Annotated in this window: 17 protein-coding genes; 9 read left to right on the forward strand and 8 right to left on the reverse strand. The window is 72.2% G+C overall.

Annotation, left to right across the window (positions count from 1 at the left end; all coding sequences use genetic code 11):
• Positions 1-190: 190 nt before the first annotated feature.
• Positions 191-1,168, reverse strand: coding sequence for an acetylxylan esterase (locus ABZX40_RS07825; protein WP_355731099.1), 978 nt, complete (start codon positions 1,166-1,168; stop codon positions 191-193).
• 382 nt (positions 1,169-1,550) lie between these two features.
• On the opposite strand from ABZX40_RS07825, the gene ABZX40_RS07830 reads away from it, so the two are divergent.
• The 5 genes from ABZX40_RS07830 to ABZX40_RS07850 all read left to right on the forward strand — a co-directional run bounded on the left by ABZX40_RS07830 (position 1,551) and on the right by ABZX40_RS07850 (position 7,665).
• A complete protein-coding gene (locus ABZX40_RS07830) occupies positions 1,551-2,792 on the forward strand; it encodes a sugar ABC transporter substrate-binding protein (protein WP_355731101.1) in 1,242 nt (413 codons plus the stop codon).
• A gap of 60 nt (positions 2,793-2,852) precedes the next feature.
• Positions 2,853-3,848, forward strand: a complete 996-nt coding sequence (locus ABZX40_RS07835) for a sugar ABC transporter permease (protein ID WP_355731103.1) — start codon at positions 2,853-2,855, stop codon at positions 3,846-3,848.
• Positions 3,845-4,747 (forward strand): carbohydrate ABC transporter permease, encoded by a 903-nt coding sequence (locus ABZX40_RS07840; RefSeq protein WP_355731105.1) that lies wholly within the window; start codon positions 3,845-3,847, stop codon positions 4,745-4,747. The genes ABZX40_RS07835 and ABZX40_RS07840 overlap by 4 nt, the downstream gene beginning before the upstream one ends.
• A gap of 61 nt (positions 4,748-4,808) precedes the next feature.
• Positions 4,809-6,011 (forward strand): family 1 glycosylhydrolase, encoded by a 1,203-nt coding sequence (locus ABZX40_RS07845; protein ID WP_355731107.1) that lies wholly within the window; start codon positions 4,809-4,811, stop codon positions 6,009-6,011.
• A 226-nt stretch (positions 6,012-6,237) separates the two neighbouring features.
• Complete coding sequence (locus ABZX40_RS07850) at positions 6,238-7,665, forward strand: glucoamylase family protein (RefSeq protein WP_355731109.1); 1,428 nt, start codon at positions 6,238-6,240, stop codon at positions 7,663-7,665.
• Positions 7,666-7,773: 108 nt separating this feature from the next.
• Here ABZX40_RS07850 and ABZX40_RS07855 read toward each other — a convergent pair whose 3' ends face one another.
• From ABZX40_RS07855 to ABZX40_RS07870, 4 genes are all read right to left on the reverse strand, one after another.
• Positions 7,774-8,436, reverse strand: coding sequence for a lysophospholipid acyltransferase family protein (locus tag ABZX40_RS07855; protein ID WP_355731110.1), 663 nt, complete (start codon positions 8,434-8,436; stop codon positions 7,774-7,776).
• Between the two features lie 102 nt (positions 8,437-8,538).
• On the reverse strand, positions 8,539-10,605 hold the full coding sequence (locus ABZX40_RS07860; RefSeq protein WP_355731112.1) for an iron ABC transporter permease: 2,067 nt from the start codon (positions 10,603-10,605) through the stop codon (positions 8,539-8,541).
• Between the two features lie 4 nt (positions 10,606-10,609).
• Positions 10,610-11,596 (reverse strand): iron-siderophore ABC transporter substrate-binding protein, encoded by a 987-nt coding sequence (locus tag ABZX40_RS07865; protein ID WP_355731114.1) that lies wholly within the window; start codon positions 11,594-11,596, stop codon positions 10,610-10,612.
• Entirely contained in the window at positions 11,593-12,453 is an 861-nt protein-coding gene (locus ABZX40_RS07870; RefSeq protein ID WP_355731116.1) for an ABC transporter ATP-binding protein, read from the reverse strand. Before ABZX40_RS07870 ends, ABZX40_RS07865 begins: the two co-directional genes overlap by 4 nt.
• A 261-nt stretch (positions 12,454-12,714) precedes the next feature.
• Between ABZX40_RS07870 and ABZX40_RS07875 the strand changes: the two genes are divergently transcribed.
• Positions 12,715-13,533 carry an SAM-dependent methyltransferase gene (locus tag ABZX40_RS07875; RefSeq protein WP_355731118.1) on the forward strand — a complete coding sequence of 273 codons (819 nt, stop codon included), beginning with the start codon at positions 12,715-12,717 and terminating at the stop codon, positions 13,531-13,533.
• 72 nt (positions 13,534-13,605) lie between these two features.
• Here ABZX40_RS07875 and ABZX40_RS07880 read toward each other — a convergent pair whose 3' ends face one another.
• On the reverse strand, positions 13,606-14,526 hold the full coding sequence (locus ABZX40_RS07880; RefSeq protein ID WP_355731120.1) for a helix-turn-helix transcriptional regulator: 921 nt from the start codon (positions 14,524-14,526) through the stop codon (positions 13,606-13,608).
• 201 nt (positions 14,527-14,727) lie between these two features.
• On the reverse strand, positions 14,728-14,970 hold the full coding sequence (locus ABZX40_RS07885) for a DUF397 domain-containing protein (RefSeq protein ID WP_355731499.1): 243 nt from the start codon (positions 14,968-14,970) through the stop codon (positions 14,728-14,730).
• A gap of 246 nt (positions 14,971-15,216) precedes the next feature.
• Here ABZX40_RS07885 and ABZX40_RS07890 point away from each other — a divergent pair, with 246 nt between their 5' ends.
• The 3 genes from ABZX40_RS07890 to ABZX40_RS07900 all read left to right on the forward strand — a co-directional run bounded on the left by ABZX40_RS07890 (position 15,217) and on the right by ABZX40_RS07900 (position 18,069).
• Positions 15,217-15,762: a hypothetical protein gene (locus ABZX40_RS07890; RefSeq protein ID WP_355731121.1), complete on the forward strand. Its 546-nt coding sequence runs from the start codon at positions 15,217-15,219 to the stop codon at positions 15,760-15,762.
• Between the two features lie 613 nt (positions 15,763-16,375).
• Positions 16,376-16,972 (forward strand): ankyrin repeat domain-containing protein, encoded by a 597-nt coding sequence (locus ABZX40_RS07895; RefSeq protein ID WP_355731123.1) that lies wholly within the window; start codon positions 16,376-16,378, stop codon positions 16,970-16,972.
• The gene (locus ABZX40_RS07900; protein ID WP_355731125.1) at positions 16,969-18,069 is read left to right on the forward strand and encodes a YncE family protein; all 1,101 of its coding nucleotides are present in this window, start codon (positions 16,969-16,971) and stop codon (positions 18,067-18,069) included. Before ABZX40_RS07895 ends, ABZX40_RS07900 begins: the two co-directional genes overlap by 4 nt.
• 61 nt (positions 18,070-18,130) lie before the next feature.
• Here the strand turns inward: ABZX40_RS07900 and ABZX40_RS07905 are convergent, their stop codons facing one another.
• The gene (locus tag ABZX40_RS07905; RefSeq protein ID WP_355731127.1) at positions 18,131-19,054 is read right to left on the reverse strand and encodes an aminoglycoside phosphotransferase family protein; all 924 of its coding nucleotides are present in this window, start codon (positions 19,052-19,054) and stop codon (positions 18,131-18,133) included.
• Positions 19,055-19,094 lie beyond the last annotated feature (40 nt).

Below are 19,094 nucleotides of genomic sequence, written 5' to 3' on the forward strand. Positions count from 1 at the left end.
GCGAGCACCCCCCACAACCGGCACCCACCCTCCAACCGTCACCCACCACCCACCTCTCAGGGGCGCGGGGAACTGCGCGAGCACCCCCCACAACCCGCACCCACCCCCCAACCGCCACCCACCCCCACCCCCCAGGGGCGCGGGGAACTGCGCAACAAACCCCCCACAACCCGCACCCCACCCCCCAACCTCACCCCACCCACCGCCCAAAAAACTCCCCCGCAACCCCCACCAACCGCTCCCTCTCCCTTTCCCCCTCCCCACCCCCAAAATGCCCCACCGACAACACAAACAACTCCCGCACCCCACCCAACCCGTTGTACACAGCGAACTGCCCCGGCGGCGGCACCACAGGATCGAACAGCGCGGAAGCGCACAGCACAGGCACAGACACAAACCCCGCGGCCACCGCCGCATCGAAGTACCTCAACACCTCCCCGACCTCCGGCCGCCCCCGCCACACCCCCCGCACCGCCTCCCCACTCCCCGCACAGCGCAGCGTCACCCGCAACGGATGATGCCCGAACGTCGGCACGATCAGCTCCGCCGCCCCGAACCGCTCGTCCCACGGAATCGCCAGCGCCCCCAGCCCCCCACCGAAACTCTCCCCGACATACCCCAGCCGCCCCACCCCACCCACCTCCGGCACCACCTCGGTCAACGCGGACGCGGCCCCCCACAGATCAGCCACACAGTCCCCGATGACATAGGTGTCCCGGTCCTCGATGCCATGCAGCACATGCCGCTCCGCACTCGACGGCACCCCCGCCCGCAACCCCCGTACCGGCATCCCCGTCACACACGGCAGCAGCGCGGCCGACCCCGGCAGCGGCAGCGGAAGCACGTCGGCGACCCCGTCCCGCCCGCCGTACCCGTGCCCGATCACAAAGCCGTGCCGTACGGGCTCCCCGGCGGCGGGCAGCACGAGCCAGCCGCCGCAGCGCCCGGAGACGGACGCGTAGGACACCTCGTAGATCCGCGCGTCCTCGCGCTCCTCGACGAGCGGCCCGACCCGGGTGCGCGGGGGCACCTGCGCCGCCGCGGCCCGCCGGGCCCGCCAGAAGGCGCCGAAGTCGTCCGGCGCGGGCGGGGGAGTCACCTGGAGCAACTCGGGAAGGCGGAAGCCATAGGACGGATCGAACGGAAACTCATGATCGAACGACGACACCCTCCCGACCCTAGATCACCCCCACCACCCCCCACCCCCACCCCCTTCCTCACCCCATCCCACCCCACTCCCCACCCCCTCCCACCAGCGCGTGATCCGTCACATCCCCTTCACCCCACCCCCCGCACCGCCTACGTTGGCTGAAGCGCCCACCTCGGTACGAATCCCCCCGGACCCGGGCGAACAGGCGGAGCACTGCCCCGCTGGGATGACATGGCCGTTACGGGAGTGTGACCAAAACCCCTCTTGTCACGGCCGGAAAGCGTCCCACAGAGTGATGTATGCGCTTACAGGAAGCGCATACATCCGGAGTCGGAATCATCGGCGGGATCGCCGGATCGCCGACCCCGGAAGCAACACCCCGCTCAAGGAGGAGCCGTCCATGCACCGCGCCGCCGCACCCGCGATCGCCCTGACCGTGGCGTCCGCGCTCACCCTCACCGCCTGTGGCGGCTCCGGTGGCGCGGACACCGCCGCCGACGCCGAGCAGACCCTCACGGTCTGGGCGATGGGGACCGAGGGCGAGAAGCTCGTCGATGTCGCCAAGGAGTACGAGAAGGCGAACGCGAACATCACCGTCAAGGTGACCCCCGTCGGCTGGGACGTCGCCCACCAGAAGCTGGTCGCCGCCGCGGCGGCCGGCAAGCTCCCCGATGTGATGCAGATGGGCGGCAGCTACCTCGGTGAGTTCGCGGACATGGGCGTCCTCGAACCCGTCGACACCGGGACCGTCAAGGAGGACGACTTCTTCCCGGCGGCCTGGGCGCAGTCCGAGTACGACGGCGAGGTCTACGGCGTGCCCTGGTACGTCGACACCCGTGTCCTCTTCTACCGCACCGACCTCGCCGAGCAGGCCGGGCTGAGCGGCCCCCCGAAGACCATGGCCGAGATGTCCGCCGCCGCCTCCGCGCTCCAGGACAAGGCCGACACCGAGTGGGGCCTGTCCATCCAGCCGCGCGGCCTGGACACCGTCCAGAGCTTCTACCCGTTCCTGTACTCCGCGGGCGGTGCCATCCTGGACGACGCCGGGAAGCCGGTCATCAACAGCGCCGAGTCCGTCAAGGCGCTGGAGAACTACGGCAGTTACTTCGACAAGGGCCTCAGCCGCAAGTCCGTGCCGCCCGGCTACGACGTCACCAAGGACTTCAACACCGGCACCGTCCCGATGTTCTTCGGCGGCCCCTGGATCATGAGCCTGCTGGACGACAACTACCCCGACATCAAGGGCAAGTGGGCGGTCGCCCCGGTCCCCGCCGACGAGGCGTCCGTCTCCATGGCCGGCGGCTCCAGCCTCGCCATCTCCGCGGACAGCGAGCGCAAGGCCGCCGCCAAGGAGTTCGTCACCTACCTCACCGACGCCAAGGGCCAGGCCGACTGGTACGAGCGCACCAAGGACCTGCCCGCCAACCGGGCCGCCTGGGAGTCCGGCGATCTCGCCACCGACCCGGCGCTGAAGGTCTGGCGGGAGCAGATGGAGACCGCCCGCGCCAACCCGTCGCTGCCCCGCTGGACGGAGATCACCTCCAAGGTCGACACCGCCATCGAGGCCGTCACCCAGGGCAAGTCCTCCGCCCAGGACGCGCTGGACAAGGCGCAGACCGAGATCGAGGGCCTGGCCGAGTAGGTCCGGGGCACGGACGACGAGTACGCGCACGCCGAGGCCGAACGAAGAGAGCACACGCACATGTCCCTCGTGACCGGACCGGCCGCCGACCGGGCGGCCCCCGAGAAGAACCGGCGCGGCACCCGGCGCGGTCGCCGCACCGGCTCCGGGCGCCCGCCCCGGGGGCGGCGGGGCCCGCTGAACCGCCACACCCTCCACGGCTGGCTGTTCTCCACGCCGTTCCTGGTGCTGTTCGCGGTGTTCATGGCGTTCCCGATCATCGCGACGCTCCTGATGAGCTTCACGGACTTCGGGGCCCGCAATGTGACCCGCCCGCTGGACGCCGAGTTCGTCGGCCTCGACAACTACGTCGATCTGTTCGGCGACGACAAGTTCATCAAGGCGCTCTTCAACACCGCGTACTTCGTCGTCGTCGGTGTGCCCCTCACCGTGCTGCTCGGACTGCTGGTGGCGGTCTTGCTGAACAACGGCATCGACCGCGCCCGCACCTTCTTCCGGGTCGGGTTCTACGCCCCCGTGGTCACCGCGATCGTCGCCGTCGCCGTCGTCTGGCGGTTCGTCCTGGACCCGGCGGACGGGCTGATCGCCGGTCTCGCCGCCGAGTTCGGTCTCAAGGCCCCGGACTTCCTGGGCTCCGAGACCTGGGCCATGCCCTCGCTGATCGCCATGGCCGTCTGGCGCAACCTCGGCACCGTGATGGTGCTGTTCATCGCCGGGCTCCAGGCCATCCCCACCGAGGTCCGCGAGGCCGCCCGCCTCGACGGCGCGAGCGGCTGGCAGGAACTGCGCCGCATCACCGTCCCGCTGCTGCGCCCGACCCTCCTCTACACCACCGTCATCACCACCATCGGCTACCTCAATGTCTTCGAGGAACCGTTCGTGATGACCCAGGGCGGCCCCTCCGACTCCACCCTGACCGTCTCCCTGCACATGTACCAGCAGGGCTTCAACTTCTTCCACATGGGCTATGCGAGTGCCATGGCGTACGTGCTCTTCGTGGTGATCATGGGGATCACGGTGCTCCAGCTCCGACTGCTGAAGGACAACACCCGATGAGCGCCCCGACGGCCCCCGCCCCGACGCCCTCCGCCGCCCCGGAGAAGGCACCGGCCCCGCGTCGCCGCCGTCCCGGCCGGGTCCGTGGGCCGCTGCTGTACATCGTCGCCTCGCTCGGTCTGCTGGTGATGGCCGCGCCCTTCCTGTGGATGGCGCTGTCCGCCTTCAAGACCCGCGAGGACCTGACCGCCGACCCGCCCGTCTGGCTGCCCACCGACTGGACGCTGAGCAACTTCAGCGCCCTGCTCGACCAGCTCGACATGCCGCGCTACTTCATGAACTCGCTGATCGTCGCCGTCCTGGTGACCTTCTGTAATCTGCTGTTCTGCTCGATGCTCGGCTACGCGCTGGCCAAGCTCCAGTTCAGGGGGCGCTCGCCGATCTTCGGTGTGGTGCTCGCCGCGCTGATGGTCCCCGGCAATCTGCTCATCCTGCCGCTGTATGTGCTGATGACCCGGCTCGGCCTGATCGACACCTACGCCGGTCTCATCCTGCCGTTCGCCGCCGGGGCCTTCGGGGTGTTCCTGATGCGGCAGTTCATGCAGTCCATCCCCGATGAACTGCTGGAGGCGGCCCGCATCGACGGCGCCGGCGAGTGGTACATCTTCTTCCGGATCGTGCTGCCCCTGGTCCGGCCCGCGCTCGCCACCCTGACGATCTTCACTTTCCTCGGCTCCTGGAACAACTTCGTCTGGCCGCTGATCGCCACCAACGACCCGGAGAAGTACACCCTCCCGGTCGCCCTGGCGACCTTCGCCAACGATCCCAACCGGACGGTGGCCGGCGGCAACGGCATGCTCATGGCCGGCTCCCTGCTGGTCGTCCTGCCCGTCCTGCTGGTCTTCATCGTGCTCCAGCGCCACTTCACCCAGGGCATCGCCACCGCCGGTCTCAAGTAGGCCGCCCCCGCCCCCCACCCGCCCCGTACGGGCACCTCACCACCACCAGAGAGATCGGACGATGACGCACACCACGACCGCCTTCCCCGCCACCTTCCTGTGGGGGGCCTCCACCGCCGCCCACCAGATCGAGGGGAACAACGTCAACAGTGACTGGTGGCGCAAGGAGCACGACCCGGCGGCGAAGATCGCCGAACCGAGCCTCGACGCCTGCGACAGCTACCACCGCTGGGAGCAGGACATGGACCTGCTCGCCGGACTCGGCTTCACCGACTACCGGTTCAGTGTCGAATGGGCCCGCATCGAGCCCGTCGAGGGCACCTTCTCGGGCGCCGAGATCGCCCACTACCGGCGCATGGTCGACGGCGCCCTCGCCCGCGGTCTGCGCCCGATGGTCACCCTGCACCACTTCACCGTGCCCCGCTGGTTCGAGGACCGCGGCGGCTGGCTCGCCGACGGCGCCGTGGAACTCTTCGCCCGGTACGTCGAGCGCTGCGCGCCGATCATCGCCGAGGGCGTCGGGCACGTCTGCACCATCAACGAGCCCAATATGATCGCCGTGATGGCCGGACTCGCCAAGAGCGGCGAGCAGGGCTTCCCGCCCGCCGGACTGCCCACCCCCGACGAGGACACCAGCCAGGTCGTCATCGCCGCCCACCACGCGGCCGTCGAGGTCGTCCGGGCCGTCGCCCCCGCCGCCCAGGTCGGCTGGACCATCGCCAACCAGGTCTACCAGGCCCTGCCCGGCGCCGAGGAGGCCACCGCCGCCTACAGCCGCCCCCGCGAGGACATCTTCATCGAGGCCGCCCGCGGCGACGACTGGATCGGCGTCCAGTCCTACACCCGGACCAAGATCGGTGCCGACGGCCCGGTCCCGGCACCCGAGGACGTCGAGCGCACCCTCACCCAGTGGGAGTACTACCCGGCCGCCGTCGGCCACGCCCTGCGCCACACCGCCGAGATCATCGGCCCGGACGTGGCCCTGATCGTCACCGAGAACGGCATCGCCACCGCCGACGACAGCCGCCGCGTCGACTACTACACCGGCGCCCTGAGCGCGGTCGCCGAGGGCATCGAGGACGGCCTCAACATCCAGGGCTATCTGGCCTGGAGCGCCCTCGACAACTATGAGTGGGGCTCCTTCAAGCCCACCTTCGGCCTGATCTCCGTCGACCCGGTCACCTTCGCCCGCACTGCGAAGCCGTCGGCGGTCTGGCTCGGCAACCTGGGCCGCACCCGCGAGCTGCCCCGCACGACCGCCTGACCCACCCGGGCCCCGCGCCCACCCGGGCCCCGCGCCCACCCGGGCCCCGCGCCCACCCGGGTCACGGGCACCCGTCACAGACCCGGGAGCCGGTGGACCTGACCCCACCGGCTCCCGTCCCCTTCACCGAGATCACCCAGATCACCGGGATCACCCCAGATCGCCGGTATCACCGAGCCGCCGAGGGGCGAGCCGCGCCCCTCCCATGACAGGAGCCGACCACGCAATGAAGCGCCGTACGTTCCTCGCCACCACCGCCGCCGGGGCCACCGCCCTCGGTGCCGCCACCCCGCTCACCGCCCAGGCCGCCCCGCGCCCCGCCGCCTCCCGACCCGGGCGCGACGAGAAGGACCTGCGGACCTGGTTCGCCGCCACCCACCGCTCGCTGCTCGCCATGACCACCGACTTCGGCCTGGCCGCCGACAAGATCGACGTCAGCGGCGCGGGCACCCCCGTCCCCTCCCCGCAGACCTCCCCGACCAACATCGGCTGCGGACTGTGGACCACGGTCGCCGCCGCCGGACTCGGTCTCACCTCCGAGCGGGTCATGCACCAGAGACTGACCCGCGCCGTCACCGCGATCGAGAAGCTGGAACGTGCCCACGGCTTCTGGTTCAACTGGTACGACTCCTATGACGGCTCGGTCCTCACCACCTGGCCCGAGACCGGCGCCACCGTCCGCCCCTTCCTCTCCTCCGTCGACAACGCCTGGCTGGTCACCGGCCTGATGATCGCCGCCGAGGCGGCCCCGGCCCTGCGCCCGCGCGTCGCGAAGCTCCTCGAAGACGCCGACTGGTCGTACTACTACACCCCCTACGACCCCGCCGACCCGGTCGCCGGACCCGGCCAGCTGCGCGGCGGCTACTGGCCCGACCGCCCCGGCAAGGGCGAACCCACCGGCCACCACTACGGCGCCCTCAACACCGAACCCCGCATGGCCAGTTACCTCGGCATCGCCGACGGCTCCCTCCCCGGCGAGCACTACTGGCACATGTTCCGCACCCTGCTCCCCGGCATGGGCCAGGAACAGGCACCCGGCGGCGCCTACCGCACCATCGACGGTGTCCGCGTCTGGCAGGGCCACTACACCCACCAGGGCCGCAAACTGGTCCCCACCTGGGGCGGCTCCATGTTCGAGGCGCTCATGGTGCCCCTGTTCGTCCCGGAACCCACCTGGTCCCCGCACTCCTGGGGCCTCACCCACCGCCGCTATGTCCGCAGCCAGATCGAACACGGCCTGACCGAGCAGGGCTACGGCTACTGGGGCTTCTCCCCGTCGAACATCCCCGAGGGCGGCTACCGCGAGTACGGCGTCGACGCCATCGGCATGCAGGAGGACGGCTACCACCCGCACGGAGTCGTCACCCCGCACGCCTCCTTCCTCGCCCTGCCCCAGGCCGAGCGCGAGGCCCTCGCCAACCTCCGGGCCCTGGACGCCGACTTCGGCGCCTACGACGACCGCTACGGCTTCCGCGACTCGGTGGACACCGCGACCGGCCGGGTGAGCGACTTCGTCCTCGCCCTGGACCAGGGCATGATCGCCGCCGCGCTGGCCCAGCGGCTGAGCCCGGGACTGCTCCAGGGGCCGTTCCGCACCGGGGGCTTCCACAGCAAGGTGCGTCCGCTGCTGCGGAAGGAGCGGTTCAGTATCTGAGGGGGGCGGGTGGGGAGGCGTTTCGGCCTGTGCCTCTCAGCCGACCGGAAACGGGTGGCTGGGTGGGCATAGGTTGGGGGTCCGGGGGGCGGAGCCCCCCGGGGGGTCTCACGCCGGGTTACCCGGCATCGGGCCCACCGCCGAGACCGCCCGCTCCCATGCCCCGCTCACCGCGACGTGCGCCGCGAGGGTGGCCCGCTCCGTCTCCGTGGGCAGCCTCAGCGGCAGCCCCACATGCACATGGAACCGGGGCCGCCGCAGCGGCGAACTGACGGCTCCCGCCAACTGCTTGGCCGTCGAGCCGGAGGAGATCCGCCGGGCGCCCGCGTGCCCCACCGGCACCACCAGCGCCCCCGACCGCGCCGCGAGCCGCGCCGCGCCCGTACGGAACCGTTCCGGAGGGCCCGGCGCCGGGTCCAGCCGGTCCGGCAGTCCGCCCTCGCCGTAGATCAGCACATGCCGCCCCGCGGCCAGCGCCTCAGCCGCGAGGTCCAGCGCCTGCGCCGCCCGCACCGAACGCCGGTGCACCGGGATATGGCCCCCGCGCGTCAGCGCCCCGCCCAGCACCGGTACCCGCCACAGCCCCGCCGTCGCCATCACGGCCGGTTCCACCCCGAGCCGCCGCAGCGCCGCCAGCACCACCACCGGGTCGGCCATCGAGTCATGGTTGGCCACGAACAGCGACCCGGCCGGGATCGCGGTCACCCCGTCCCGGGTCACCGTCAGACGACCCAGCGCGGGTGCCACTACGGCGGCGGCACGGCTCAGCACAACGACCTCCTCGACAACGGCGACCTTCGCCCGTCCCCAGTCTCGCCCACGCGCCACCCGGCGCCCTGAGCACGGATACTCAGGACGCCGGGAGCCGGGTACTCAACGGCTGCGGACCAGGAGATACAGGAAGTACGGCGTACCGATCACCGCCGTCATCATCCCCGCCCCGAGCTGGGCCGGGGCGATCACCGTACGGCCCAGCAGATCCGCCGTGCACACCAGTACCGCGCCGAGCAGCACCGCGACCGGCACCACCCGGGCGTGCGCCCGCCCCACCAGGGCACGGGCCGCGTGCGGGGCCACCAGACCGACGAACGCGATGGTGCCGGCCGCGGCCACCGCGGCGGCGCTCAGCAGCACGCTCAGCACCAGGAACCCGAGCCGCCCCCGGGACAGGTTCAGCCCCAGCAGCCGGGGCGTGTCCTCGTCCAGCGATACCAGGTCCAGCTCCCTGCGCCGGGCCACCGCGACCGCCACCCCCGCCAGCAGCACCCCGGCGATCGGCAGCACATCCGGCATCGTCCGCCCGTATGTCGAACCCGACAGCCAGGTCAGCGCCTTGGCCGCGTTGAACGGATCGGTGAGCACGATGACCAGGCTGATCAGGGCCGTCGTACCGGCCGCCACACCGATACCCACCAGCACCAGCCGGTTCTGCTGGAACCCGCCCCGCGCCGCCAGCCCGAACACCACCAGCGCGGACGCCGACGACCCGGCGAACGCGGCCCCGGCGATCCCCCAGGTACCGGCCGCCGGGACGGTCGTCACCAGCAGCACCGCGCCCAGCGCGGCACCCCCGGACACGCCGAGCACCGCCGGTTCGGCCAGCGGATTGCGGGTGACCGCCTGCACCAGCGTGCCCGCCAGGGCGAGCGCCGCGCCCGCGCCCAGCGCCGCCAGCACCCGGGGCACCCGGGTGTCCAGCACGAACGACACGGTCTGCCCGGCCCGGCCCTGCGCCCAGTTGACGACATCGCCGAGCAGCAGCTTGCTGTCCCCGAGCAGTACGCCCGCGACCGTCACCCCGACGACGGCCACCACCAGGACCGCCATCACGGTCACGAAGACCCGGCGGCTGCGGATCCGCAGCCGGTCCTGGGCCGCCGCGCCCGCCGTGTCCCGGGTCCGCGCGGCCATCACGACCAGGAACACGGCACCGATCAGACTGGTGACCACCCCGGTCGGCACGGCCACCGAGGTGTCCCCGCCCACCAGCGCGCGCAGCACCACATCCGCGCCGAGCACCAGGGCGGCGCCGACCAGCCCGGCGACCGGGATCATCGTCCGGGTCCGGGTGAACCCCCGCACCCGGCGGGCGAGCCCGCGGACCAGGGCCGGGGCGCAGAGGCCGACGAACCCGATCGGCCCGGCCAGGGTGACCGAGGCGGCGGACAGCAGCACCCCGAGCACGACCACCGTGATCCGGGTGGCGCGCACCGGCACGCCGAGCCCGCGGGCCGCGTCGTCGCCGAGGGAGAGGGCGTCCATCCGGCGGGCCGTCAGCAGCAGCCCCACCAGACCGGCCAGCACCAGCGGCGCCATCTGGAGCACACCGTCGAAGCCGTTCTGCGCGATGCTGCCCTGGTTCCACTGGAACAGGCCCTCGGTCTCCTGGGGGAACAGCAGCAGCAGTCCCTCGGTGACCGAGGTCAGCCCGAGGGCCAGCGCGGTACCGGCCAGCACCAGCCGGACCGTTCCGGCGCCCAGTCCGGACAGCGCCAGCACCACGGCCGCCGCGGCGAGCCCGCCCGCGAAGGCGATCCCGGAGGACGCCAGCATCGGCAGGGACAGCCCGGTGACGGCGGCGACACCGAGCGCCGCGTAGGAGCCCGCGTTGACCGCGAGGGTGTCCGGCGCGGCGAGCACATTGCGGCTCACGGCCTGGAGCGCGGCACCGGCCATGCCGAGCGCGACCCCGACCAGGATCCCGGCGGCCATCCTCGGCAGCCGGGACTCGATGACCACCGACGCGTCACCGGGTTCGGCCCGCCCGGTGAGCGCCTTGACCACCTCGCCCGCACCGACGGCGGCCGTGCCCTGGGTGATGTCGACGACGGCCAGGGCCGCCACCAGCAGCACCAGAGCGGCCGTCACCGCGGCGGCGGTGACCCGGGACACCGCGGTCGCCGCCGTCGCGGCGGCGGGAGGGGGTGCGGTGACCGCCATCGCGTTACTTGGTCAGCGCGTCGACGACACCGTCGACGTACGCCGCCATCGACTCATGGCCGCCGAACATCCAGATGCCGTCGGGCAGCCGGTGCGCGTCCCCGTTCTTCACGAACGGCAGCGACGTCCACACCGCGTTGTCCTTCAGCTCATTGGCGAAGGGGTCGCTGGCCGCGTCGCCCTCGTTGCCTATGTAGGCGAACTGGACGTCGTCGCCGAGGTCGGTCAGGCCCTCGACATCGGTGGTGCCGAGCCCGTAGTCCTTGTCGCCCTCGACGGTCCAGGCGTTCTTCAGCCCGAGCCGCTCATTGACGGTCCCGATCAGCGAGGTGCCGGTGTAGGGGCGCAGGGAGACCTGGTTGGAGGCGACATAGCCGTCGGCGAAGGCGATCCCGGAGCCGCCCAGTCCGGCGTCGGCGAGGGCCTGCTTGCCCTCGGCGACCTTGGCCTCGAAGTCCTTCTTGACCTGCTCGGCCTCGTCGGTGGTGCCGGTGGCCTCGGCGATCAGATCGAGGTTCTTGTCCATCTGGCCGAGCTGGTCGGCGCTGTCGGCGGACTGCACCTTGAGCACCGGGGCGACCTCGCGGAGCTGCTTGACGGCGGCGTCCGGGAGATCGGTGGTGGTGACGATGAGGTCCGGCTTGAGCGAGGCGATGGTGTCCATGCTGGGCTCGCCCCGGGTGCCGATCTCGGTGGGCTCGTTCGTCAGCGGCACCGAGCTGTCCCAGAGCTGATAGCCCTTGACATCGGCCACGCCGACCGGGTCCACGCCCAGGCTGACCAGGTGCTCGACCACGTTCCACTCGGTGCCGACGACCTTCTTCGCCGGACCGTCGAGCTTCACCTCGGTGCCGGAGGCGTCGGTGAGGGTGAGGGCGGAGCCGCTCGGCTCGGTGGTGGCGTCGGCGGCGGGCTCGGTGGTGCCGCAGGCGGACAGGGCCAGGGCCCCGGCGGCGACGGCACAGACGGTGAGGAGGGTGGGGCGTCTCATGAGGTGGTGCGGAGCCTTTCGCTTCGGGTGCTTCGGGTGTGGTGGCGGCCGATCGCGCGGGTGCGCAGCCGGCCGGTGAGGGGATCGGGGTCGACCTCGATCCGGATGCCGTAGACCTCGGTGAGGCGCTCGGGGGTCAGGACGTCCTCGGGGAATCCGTCGGCGACGATCCGGCCGCCGGCCAGCAGGACGATGCGGTCGGCCAGGGCCGCCGCCTGGTCCAGGTCGTGCAGCACGACACCGACGGCGATGCCGTGGTCGTCCGCCAACTCCCGTACCAGGTCGAGGAGTTCGACCTGATAGCGCAGGTCGAGATAGGTGGTGGGCTCGTCCAGCAGCAGCACGCCGGTCTCCTGGGCGAGACAGCCGGCCAGCCAGACCCGCTGGAGCTGGCCGCCGGACAGATGCTCGGCGCCGCGCCCGGCCAGCTCGGTGACCCCGGTCAGGGCCAGCGCGCGGTCCACCGCCGCCCGGCCGCCGGGGTCGGCGCCGCCCCAGCGGCCCCGGTAGGGATAGCGGCCGAACTCGACCACGTCCCGCACGGTCAGCCCGCCGGGTGTGGGCCGGGACTGGGTGAGCAGGGCGACATGCCGGGAGAAGGCGCGCGGCGACAGCGCCAGGCCGTCGATGTCCCCGTCGATGACGACCTCGGCCCGGCGGGGCCGTTGCAGCCGGGCGAGGGTGCGCAGCAGTGTCGACTTGCCGCTGCCGTTGGGACCCACCAGCGCGGTCACCTGGCCGGGCCGCAGGCTGAGGGCCGCGTCGTGCACGACATCGACACCGTCGTACGCCACCGTCACGGCGGTGGCCGACAGCTCATGACCGCGCAGGCCGGGTCGCTCTTCACCAGTACTCACGCGGTGAAGGTTAGCCTACCCTTATCGCCCTGTGTCAGTCCCGGGCGACCCCGGTGACCTGCGGGTCTGCCCCCGGTGACCCTCGCCGCAGCCAACTGCGGTACCGCTCCTGAGACTTGACGCTCGACGCGAGAACGCGCGTTCGGCCAAAAACCCTGTCGTGATCTTGGCGCACGGGCTGGCCCGGGTGACAACCAGGTCCTTAGGATGTACAGCCAGTGAGGCCAGAGGGTTTGGCGCGGGTACGGAGCTGGGGGATCGATGAGCACGGGTAAGCAGCTGTCCACGGAGATCGACGCCAACGTTCCGACCGCCGCCCGTATGTACGACTACTACATCGGCGGGAAGGACAACTACGCGGCCGACCGCGCGGCCTGCGAGGAACTGGACAAGGTCGTTCCCAGTACCCGCCGGCTCGCCGTCAACAACCGCCGCTTCCTCCAGCGGGTCGTCAAGGTGCTCGCCGAGGACCACGGCATCCGCCAGTTCCTCGACCACGGCTCCGGTCTGCCCACCCAGGACAACGTCCACCAGGTCGCCCAGCGCTTCGACCCCACCTCGCACGTGGTGTACGTCGACAACGACCCGATGGTCCTGGTGCACGGCCGCGCCCTGCTGGAGCAGGACGAGCGCACGGCCGTGATCCACGCCGACATGCGCCGCACCACCGAGATACTCGCGCACGACGACACCCGGCGCCTGATCGACTTCGACCAGCCGGTCGCCGTGCTGTTCAACTCGGTCTTCCACTGCATCCCGGACAGCGACACCGAGGGCCCGCAGGCGGTCGTCGACCGCTTCAAGGAGCGGCTCGCGCCCGGCAGCTATCTGGTGATGTGCCAGCTCGTCAGCGAGGACCCCGAGGTCCGTGCCTTCGTCACCGACTTCATGAACCAGGCCACCCAGGGACACTGGGGCCGGGTCCGCGAGCCGAAGGACGTCGATCACCTCTTCGAGGGCCTGGACATCCTGGAGCCCGGCCTGGTCGAGGTCTCCACCTGGCGCCCCGACTCCGAGGTCGCCCCCCGCCAGCTCACCCATGAGTGGATCGAGTACGGCGGGGTCGGCCGCGTCGCCTGACAGGCCCCTCTGCTTTGCCGCCGGTCCGTCCCGGGTGGGAGGGGCCGGCGGGCGTGTGCCGGGGTCCGCCGCTCACTGCTCCGGGTAGCGCTGCTCCATCGTGGTCCGCAGCAGGGCCAGTGACTCGCGCGGGGTGAGCGCGTCGTCGGCGAGCCGGTCCAGGGTGAGGCGGTACTCCTCCGTCTCGTCCCGGTCCTCCAGGAAGTTCGCGCTCTTGATGTGCTCCAGATAGACCACATCCGGCAGATCCAGGCCGTCGAAGCGCAGAAAGGTGATCGGGATGACCGGCGCCGAGGCGTTGGTGACATCCAGCGGGACCACCTGCACGGTGACATGCGGGCGTCTGGCCATCTCGATCAGATGCTGGAGCTGGTGGCGCATCACCGTCCGGTCGCCGAGCACGCGCAGCAGTACCGATTCGTCCAGCACCGCCCAGAGCTGAGGCGGGTCCGCGCGGTCCAGCAACCTGCACCGCCGGGTGCGCAGCTCGATCCGGCGGCGGACCTCGTTCTCGGGCGCGACCGGCAGACCGCGCCGGACGACCGCCTCGGTGTAGCCGGGGGTCTGGAGCAGGCCCGGCACATACTGGATCTCGAACGTGCGGATCGAGGCGGCGGCCTCCTGGAGGCCGACCAGCCGGTCGAACCACTCCGGCATCAGCCGCTTGTCGTAGCGCTGCCACCAGCCGGGCTGGCCCGCCCGGCGGAGCAGCTCGATCATCACCGAGGTCTCGTACTCCTCGACCCGGTACAGATCGAGCAGGGCGCGCAGATCGGTCTCGGTGGGTGGTTTGCGGCCCTTGCCCGCCTCGATCCGGGAGAGTTTGGCCGGGCTGAAGCCCAGCTTGCGCGCCGCCTGCTCCTGGCTCAGCTGCTGGTCCTCGCGGAGCCCCGCGAGCTGCACACCGACGAGCATCTTCAGCAGGGTCGGGGCGGGCTCGGCACGGTCCAGATAGGGCTGGAGGCGGGATACGCGCGGTGCGTCGGCGGACATCCTGGCTCCCGGCAGACAGCAGAAGGGAATGCGACACTATCGCATTTCGTTGATCCCTGGCCCGCATATGCCGCCAGAATCAGGTGAGTTGACGTGATCGCCATGGGTGCGGCCGGATCCGGGCGGATCCCGCAGGATGGGGAGCGCCCGGACCGCGAACCGTCTCGTGCCGCCGGGGAGCCTCGCCCTCCGGCGGCGATTTCAGGTCACATTCCCGGTCAGATGGTCGAACTCCCCGTCCTTGGCCCCGGCCAGGAACGCGGCGACCTCGGCCGGGGTGTAGACGAGTGCGGGCCCGTCGGGGAAGCGCGAGTTGCGCATCGCGACACTTCCGTCGATCAGCGGCGCGACCTCGACACAGTTGCCCTCGGCGGCGCTGTGGTGGCTCTTGATCCAGTGAACGTCCAGGGAGCTTGCCCGGACTCCGTTCGGCACTGACGGCACGGCGGTCTCCTCGCTGTCCATGATTCGCGTCCTACCCAAAAACTCGCGCAATTTCTCGTGCAATTGCACGCTCGGGCTGACAGTGTGGATAATAGCCGCGGCGTCAACCCCCTTGGAGACGCCGGATCATGACAACGCGTCAGGAAGATCACGGACCGCCCCTGAGCCCGGATCAGGCTTCCGGCAGGCCGGCCCACCGGTCCTCCCCCCTCGACCGAACTGACCGCTGCGGAAAGGCCCGACGCCATGCGCACCGCTTCGACGCACCAGCCGAACTCCGAGCGCGCAGAGCACGAACCGCCGACCGCCGGAGCCACCCGGCCCGACCCGCTCGGCTCCCTCGGCGAGGTGCCCTGGCAGCTGATCCAGGACGCCACCGGCAGCGCCACCGCCGTGCCGAGGCTGCTCAACCGGATCGCCTGGGGCAGCCGGGACACCGCCGAGAGGGCGCTCGCCGAACTGCGCGACCGGATCTGCCAGTTCGGGTTCGTGGTGCACCAGGCCACCGCCGCCGTCGTCCCGTACCTCTGGGATCTGGCCCGGCTTCCGCATGTCAGGGTCCGGCCGCAGCTGATCGAGCTGCTCGGCGCCGTCGCCGCGGCCCGCCAGTGGGAGACCACGGCCGCCGCCTACCCCAAGTTCCTCAACCACCAGGAGAAGCATGTGGTGTGGGAGCGTGCCGCCCGGCAGGCGGTCCACGCCCGGCGCGAGCTGCTGAGGCCGCTGCTGGCGGACAAGGACCCCGAGGTCACCGCCGCCGCGGGTGAACTCGCCCGGCGGCTCGGGGAGTAACACCCCGGAGACCGCGGGCGCCGTCCGCTCGGGGGATGTGGACGGCCCCGCGCACTTCTGTCCAGTTTCCTTACGCCGCTGTCCGTTCCACCTGTTCCCGGGAGGAACCGCGCCGGCCGTTCCGGGACCGGCGTAGCTGAACCGTTCCTCCATCGACCGGGCGGTCAGCCGGCCGGTCGGCCGCCACCGCCGGGAACACGTTGCCGACCAGGACGGGCCCGCTCCGGCCGAAGACGCCTGTGCACGCGATACAGCGCGGCTGCGGTGTGCTCACTGACGACGATCCGCTCCGGCCGGGCGTCCGCGCGTACGGTGCGGCCCCCGGCGTCCCGGTACGACCAGGCCCCGCCCTCCGTCCCGGCCGATCCGCCGGACGGGGAGTGACAGCCCCGGCCCGCTCCCGCATCGTCCGGACGGACGACCCCGCCGTCACCCGTCCCGTCCCCCCGGCCCAGCCGGTACGGCGACCGGGCGGGCCGCGCGGCGGGCCGAGGATGGGGAGAGGCGTCGGCCGGTACCCCGTCCGGCGTCCCCAGGAACCGCGTACGAGGATGAGGACGGACCAGCCGTGCCGCTGCGCCATCTGAACCGCCGGAAGAGGAGCGCCATCCCCATGTCCCCCGCCGACCGTGCCCTGCTGGAAGCCGCCGCCTCGGGCGACACCGACGCCGTGCGCGCGGCCCTCGCCGCCGGAGCCGATGTCGAGGCGCGTGACGAGCACCGCCGTACCCCGCTGCTGCTCGCCTCGCTCGCCGACCATGTCCCCGCCGCCGAGGTGTTGGTCGCGGCCGGGGCCGACCCGGACGCCCAGGACGACCGCGACGACAGCGCCTGGCTGGTCACCGGCGTCACCGGCAGCGTCCGGATGATGCGCGCGCTGCTCCCGGCCGGTCCCGATCTCACCCTGCGCAACCGGTTCGGCGGCATCTCCCTGATCCCGGCCAGCGAGCGCGGCCATGTCGGCTATGTCCGCGCCCTGCTGAGCGAGACCGGTATCGCCGTCGACCATGTCAACCGGCTCGGCTGGACCGCGCTGCTGGAGGCGGTCATCCTCGGCGACGGCGGGCCCGCCCATCAGGAGATTGTCGGACTGCTGCTCGCCGCCGGGGCCACCCCCGACCTGCCGGACGGCGACGGTGTCACCCCGCTCGAACACGCCGAGCGCCGGGGCTTCACCGAGATCGCCGGGCTGCTCCGGGCCGCGCGATGACCCTCCGCCGGGCATCCCTCGGCGCCCTCGCCGCCCTGACACTGGCGGTGGGCTGCTCGGCGGGGAGCGGACCGGACTCCCCGCGCCCGTCACCGGCCGCAGCCTCCGGCAGTGCGCCGACCGCCGACGGCACCCTCCTGGTCACCGACTTCGGCGCCGACACCGTCACCTTCGTCGACCCGGACCGGGGCGCCGTCGGCTCGGTCCGGGTCGGGACCGCGCCCTACGGGGTGGCCGTCGGGGCGGACGGGCGGGCCTGGGTGGCCACCGCCGAGGGCGTCGCCGTGGTCGACACCGCCACCCGCGAGCGCCTCGCCCTCGTCCCGTACCGGACCGGCGGTCTGGGGGCCGCCACCCATGGCGAGTACCGGGGCGGCGGCATGGGCATCGCCCTCGCCCCGGACGGCGGCCGGGCCTACGTCGGGGTCAACGTCCCCGGCGGGCCCGGCACCCTGGAGACGATCGACACCGCGACCCTCAAGGTCACCGCCACCGCCGGGGTCGGCCGCCGTCCCTTCGACGTGGATGTCTCCCGCGACGGCTCCGAGGTGTACGCCACCAACCACGACTCCTTCGATGTCACGGTCGTCGCCGCCGACGGCTCCGGCACCCGGCGCATCGAGGTCGCGCCCTACGGCACCGAGGGCGGCCTCGGCTCCTGGCTCAAACCGCACTACACCGCCGTACGGCCCTCGGACGGACGGCTGCTGCTGCCGTTCGAGGGCGAGCGGCTGGTCGTCGTGGACCCGGCGACCGGGCGGTCGTCGGTCGAGCCGATGACCGCGAACACCCATCAGCACGGCGCCGCCCTCACCGCCGACGGCACCCTGCTGGTGGTCGGCACGGGACCGATCGACCCGGCCACCGACGAGGGTCCCTCGCTCACCGTGCGCGCACCGGGCGGCGCGGAACGGGTGATCCCGCTGGAGGGACCGCACGAGAACGTGACCGTCACGGGCGACGGGCGGACCGCGTATGTCACCGGCGGTTTCACCCGGGACGGCTACTGGGACGGTCTGACGGTCGTCGACCTGGAGTCGGGCGGCACGCGGCGGGTCGAGGCGGGGGAGCGGCCGTTGGGGATCGCGGTGATGTGACGGGGACGGGCAGTCGTGGCGCAGACATTTCCTCCGTGATCCCCGCCGGGGCAGGGCGGTGTCAGCGGTGGCGCAATGCCTCCGCCACGGTGATCGCCTCCGGGGCGAGGGCGCGTTCGCCGTCGGCGATGTCCCACAGGGCGTTCTGGAGGAGGCGGCCCAGTGTCCAGCCCGTGGCGCGGGCGCGGTCCAGGTCAAGTGCCTCGGTGAGCAGGTCGAAGCGGCGCCGCAGGACCCGGTGCGGATCGGGGGCGACGACCTCGGCCCAGCGGCTGTCCAGCGCCGGCCACAGATCGAACCCGGGGTCGCCCGCGAGGGGTTCGGGGTCGATGGCGAGCCAGGGCTCACGCCCGGCGGCGAGGACGTTCTCGTAGTGCAGGTCCCAGTGGAGCAGCCGGTCGCCGGGCCGGTCGGCGAGTTCGGCGACGGCCGCCGCCCAGTCGGTGAGCCGCCGCCGGTCGGCCGGGTCGGACAGCTCACGGGCCGCGCGCGGGGTCTCCTCCAGCATCGCGGCGGCGACGGCGCCGAGGCCGGGCAGTCCGGCGGGCGCGGGCCGGGCGACCAGCCGGGCCTGGAGTCCGGCCAGGATGCCCAGCGCGGTGTCGTCGTCCTCGACGGCGGCGAGGGAGCGGTCCGCGTCCAGCCGCTCCAGCAGCATCGTGCTCGACACCGGGTCGTGGTCGAGGAGACGGACGATCCCGGCGCCGTCCCAGGCGCGCAGCCCGAGGATCGCCGCCGCCGACTCGGCCCGGGGCAACTGGAGCTTGAGCATCGCGGGTGTGCCGTCCGGGCGCCGTACCGGCAGTACCAGCGATGCCTCGCCCGAGCCCGGGTCGCCGTCGCGGCGCAGGTCCCAGCGGGCCAGCGACCCGGCGACCAGCTCCGGCAGCCCGGCCAGCCACGCCCTGCCCTCCTCACCGAAGGCGCCGGCGTAGGAACGGGCCAGCGCGGGCGGGACGGTGAGCGGTGGTTCGGCGGGGCTCATACGGTGCGGCTCCTCGTGGGTCGGGCGCGCGGGGCAGATC

The sequence above is a fragment of the Streptomyces sp. NPDC004610 genome (genome assembly GCF_040609715.1).
Taxonomy (GTDB): domain Bacteria; phylum Actinomycetota; class Actinomycetes; order Streptomycetales; family Streptomycetaceae; genus Streptomyces.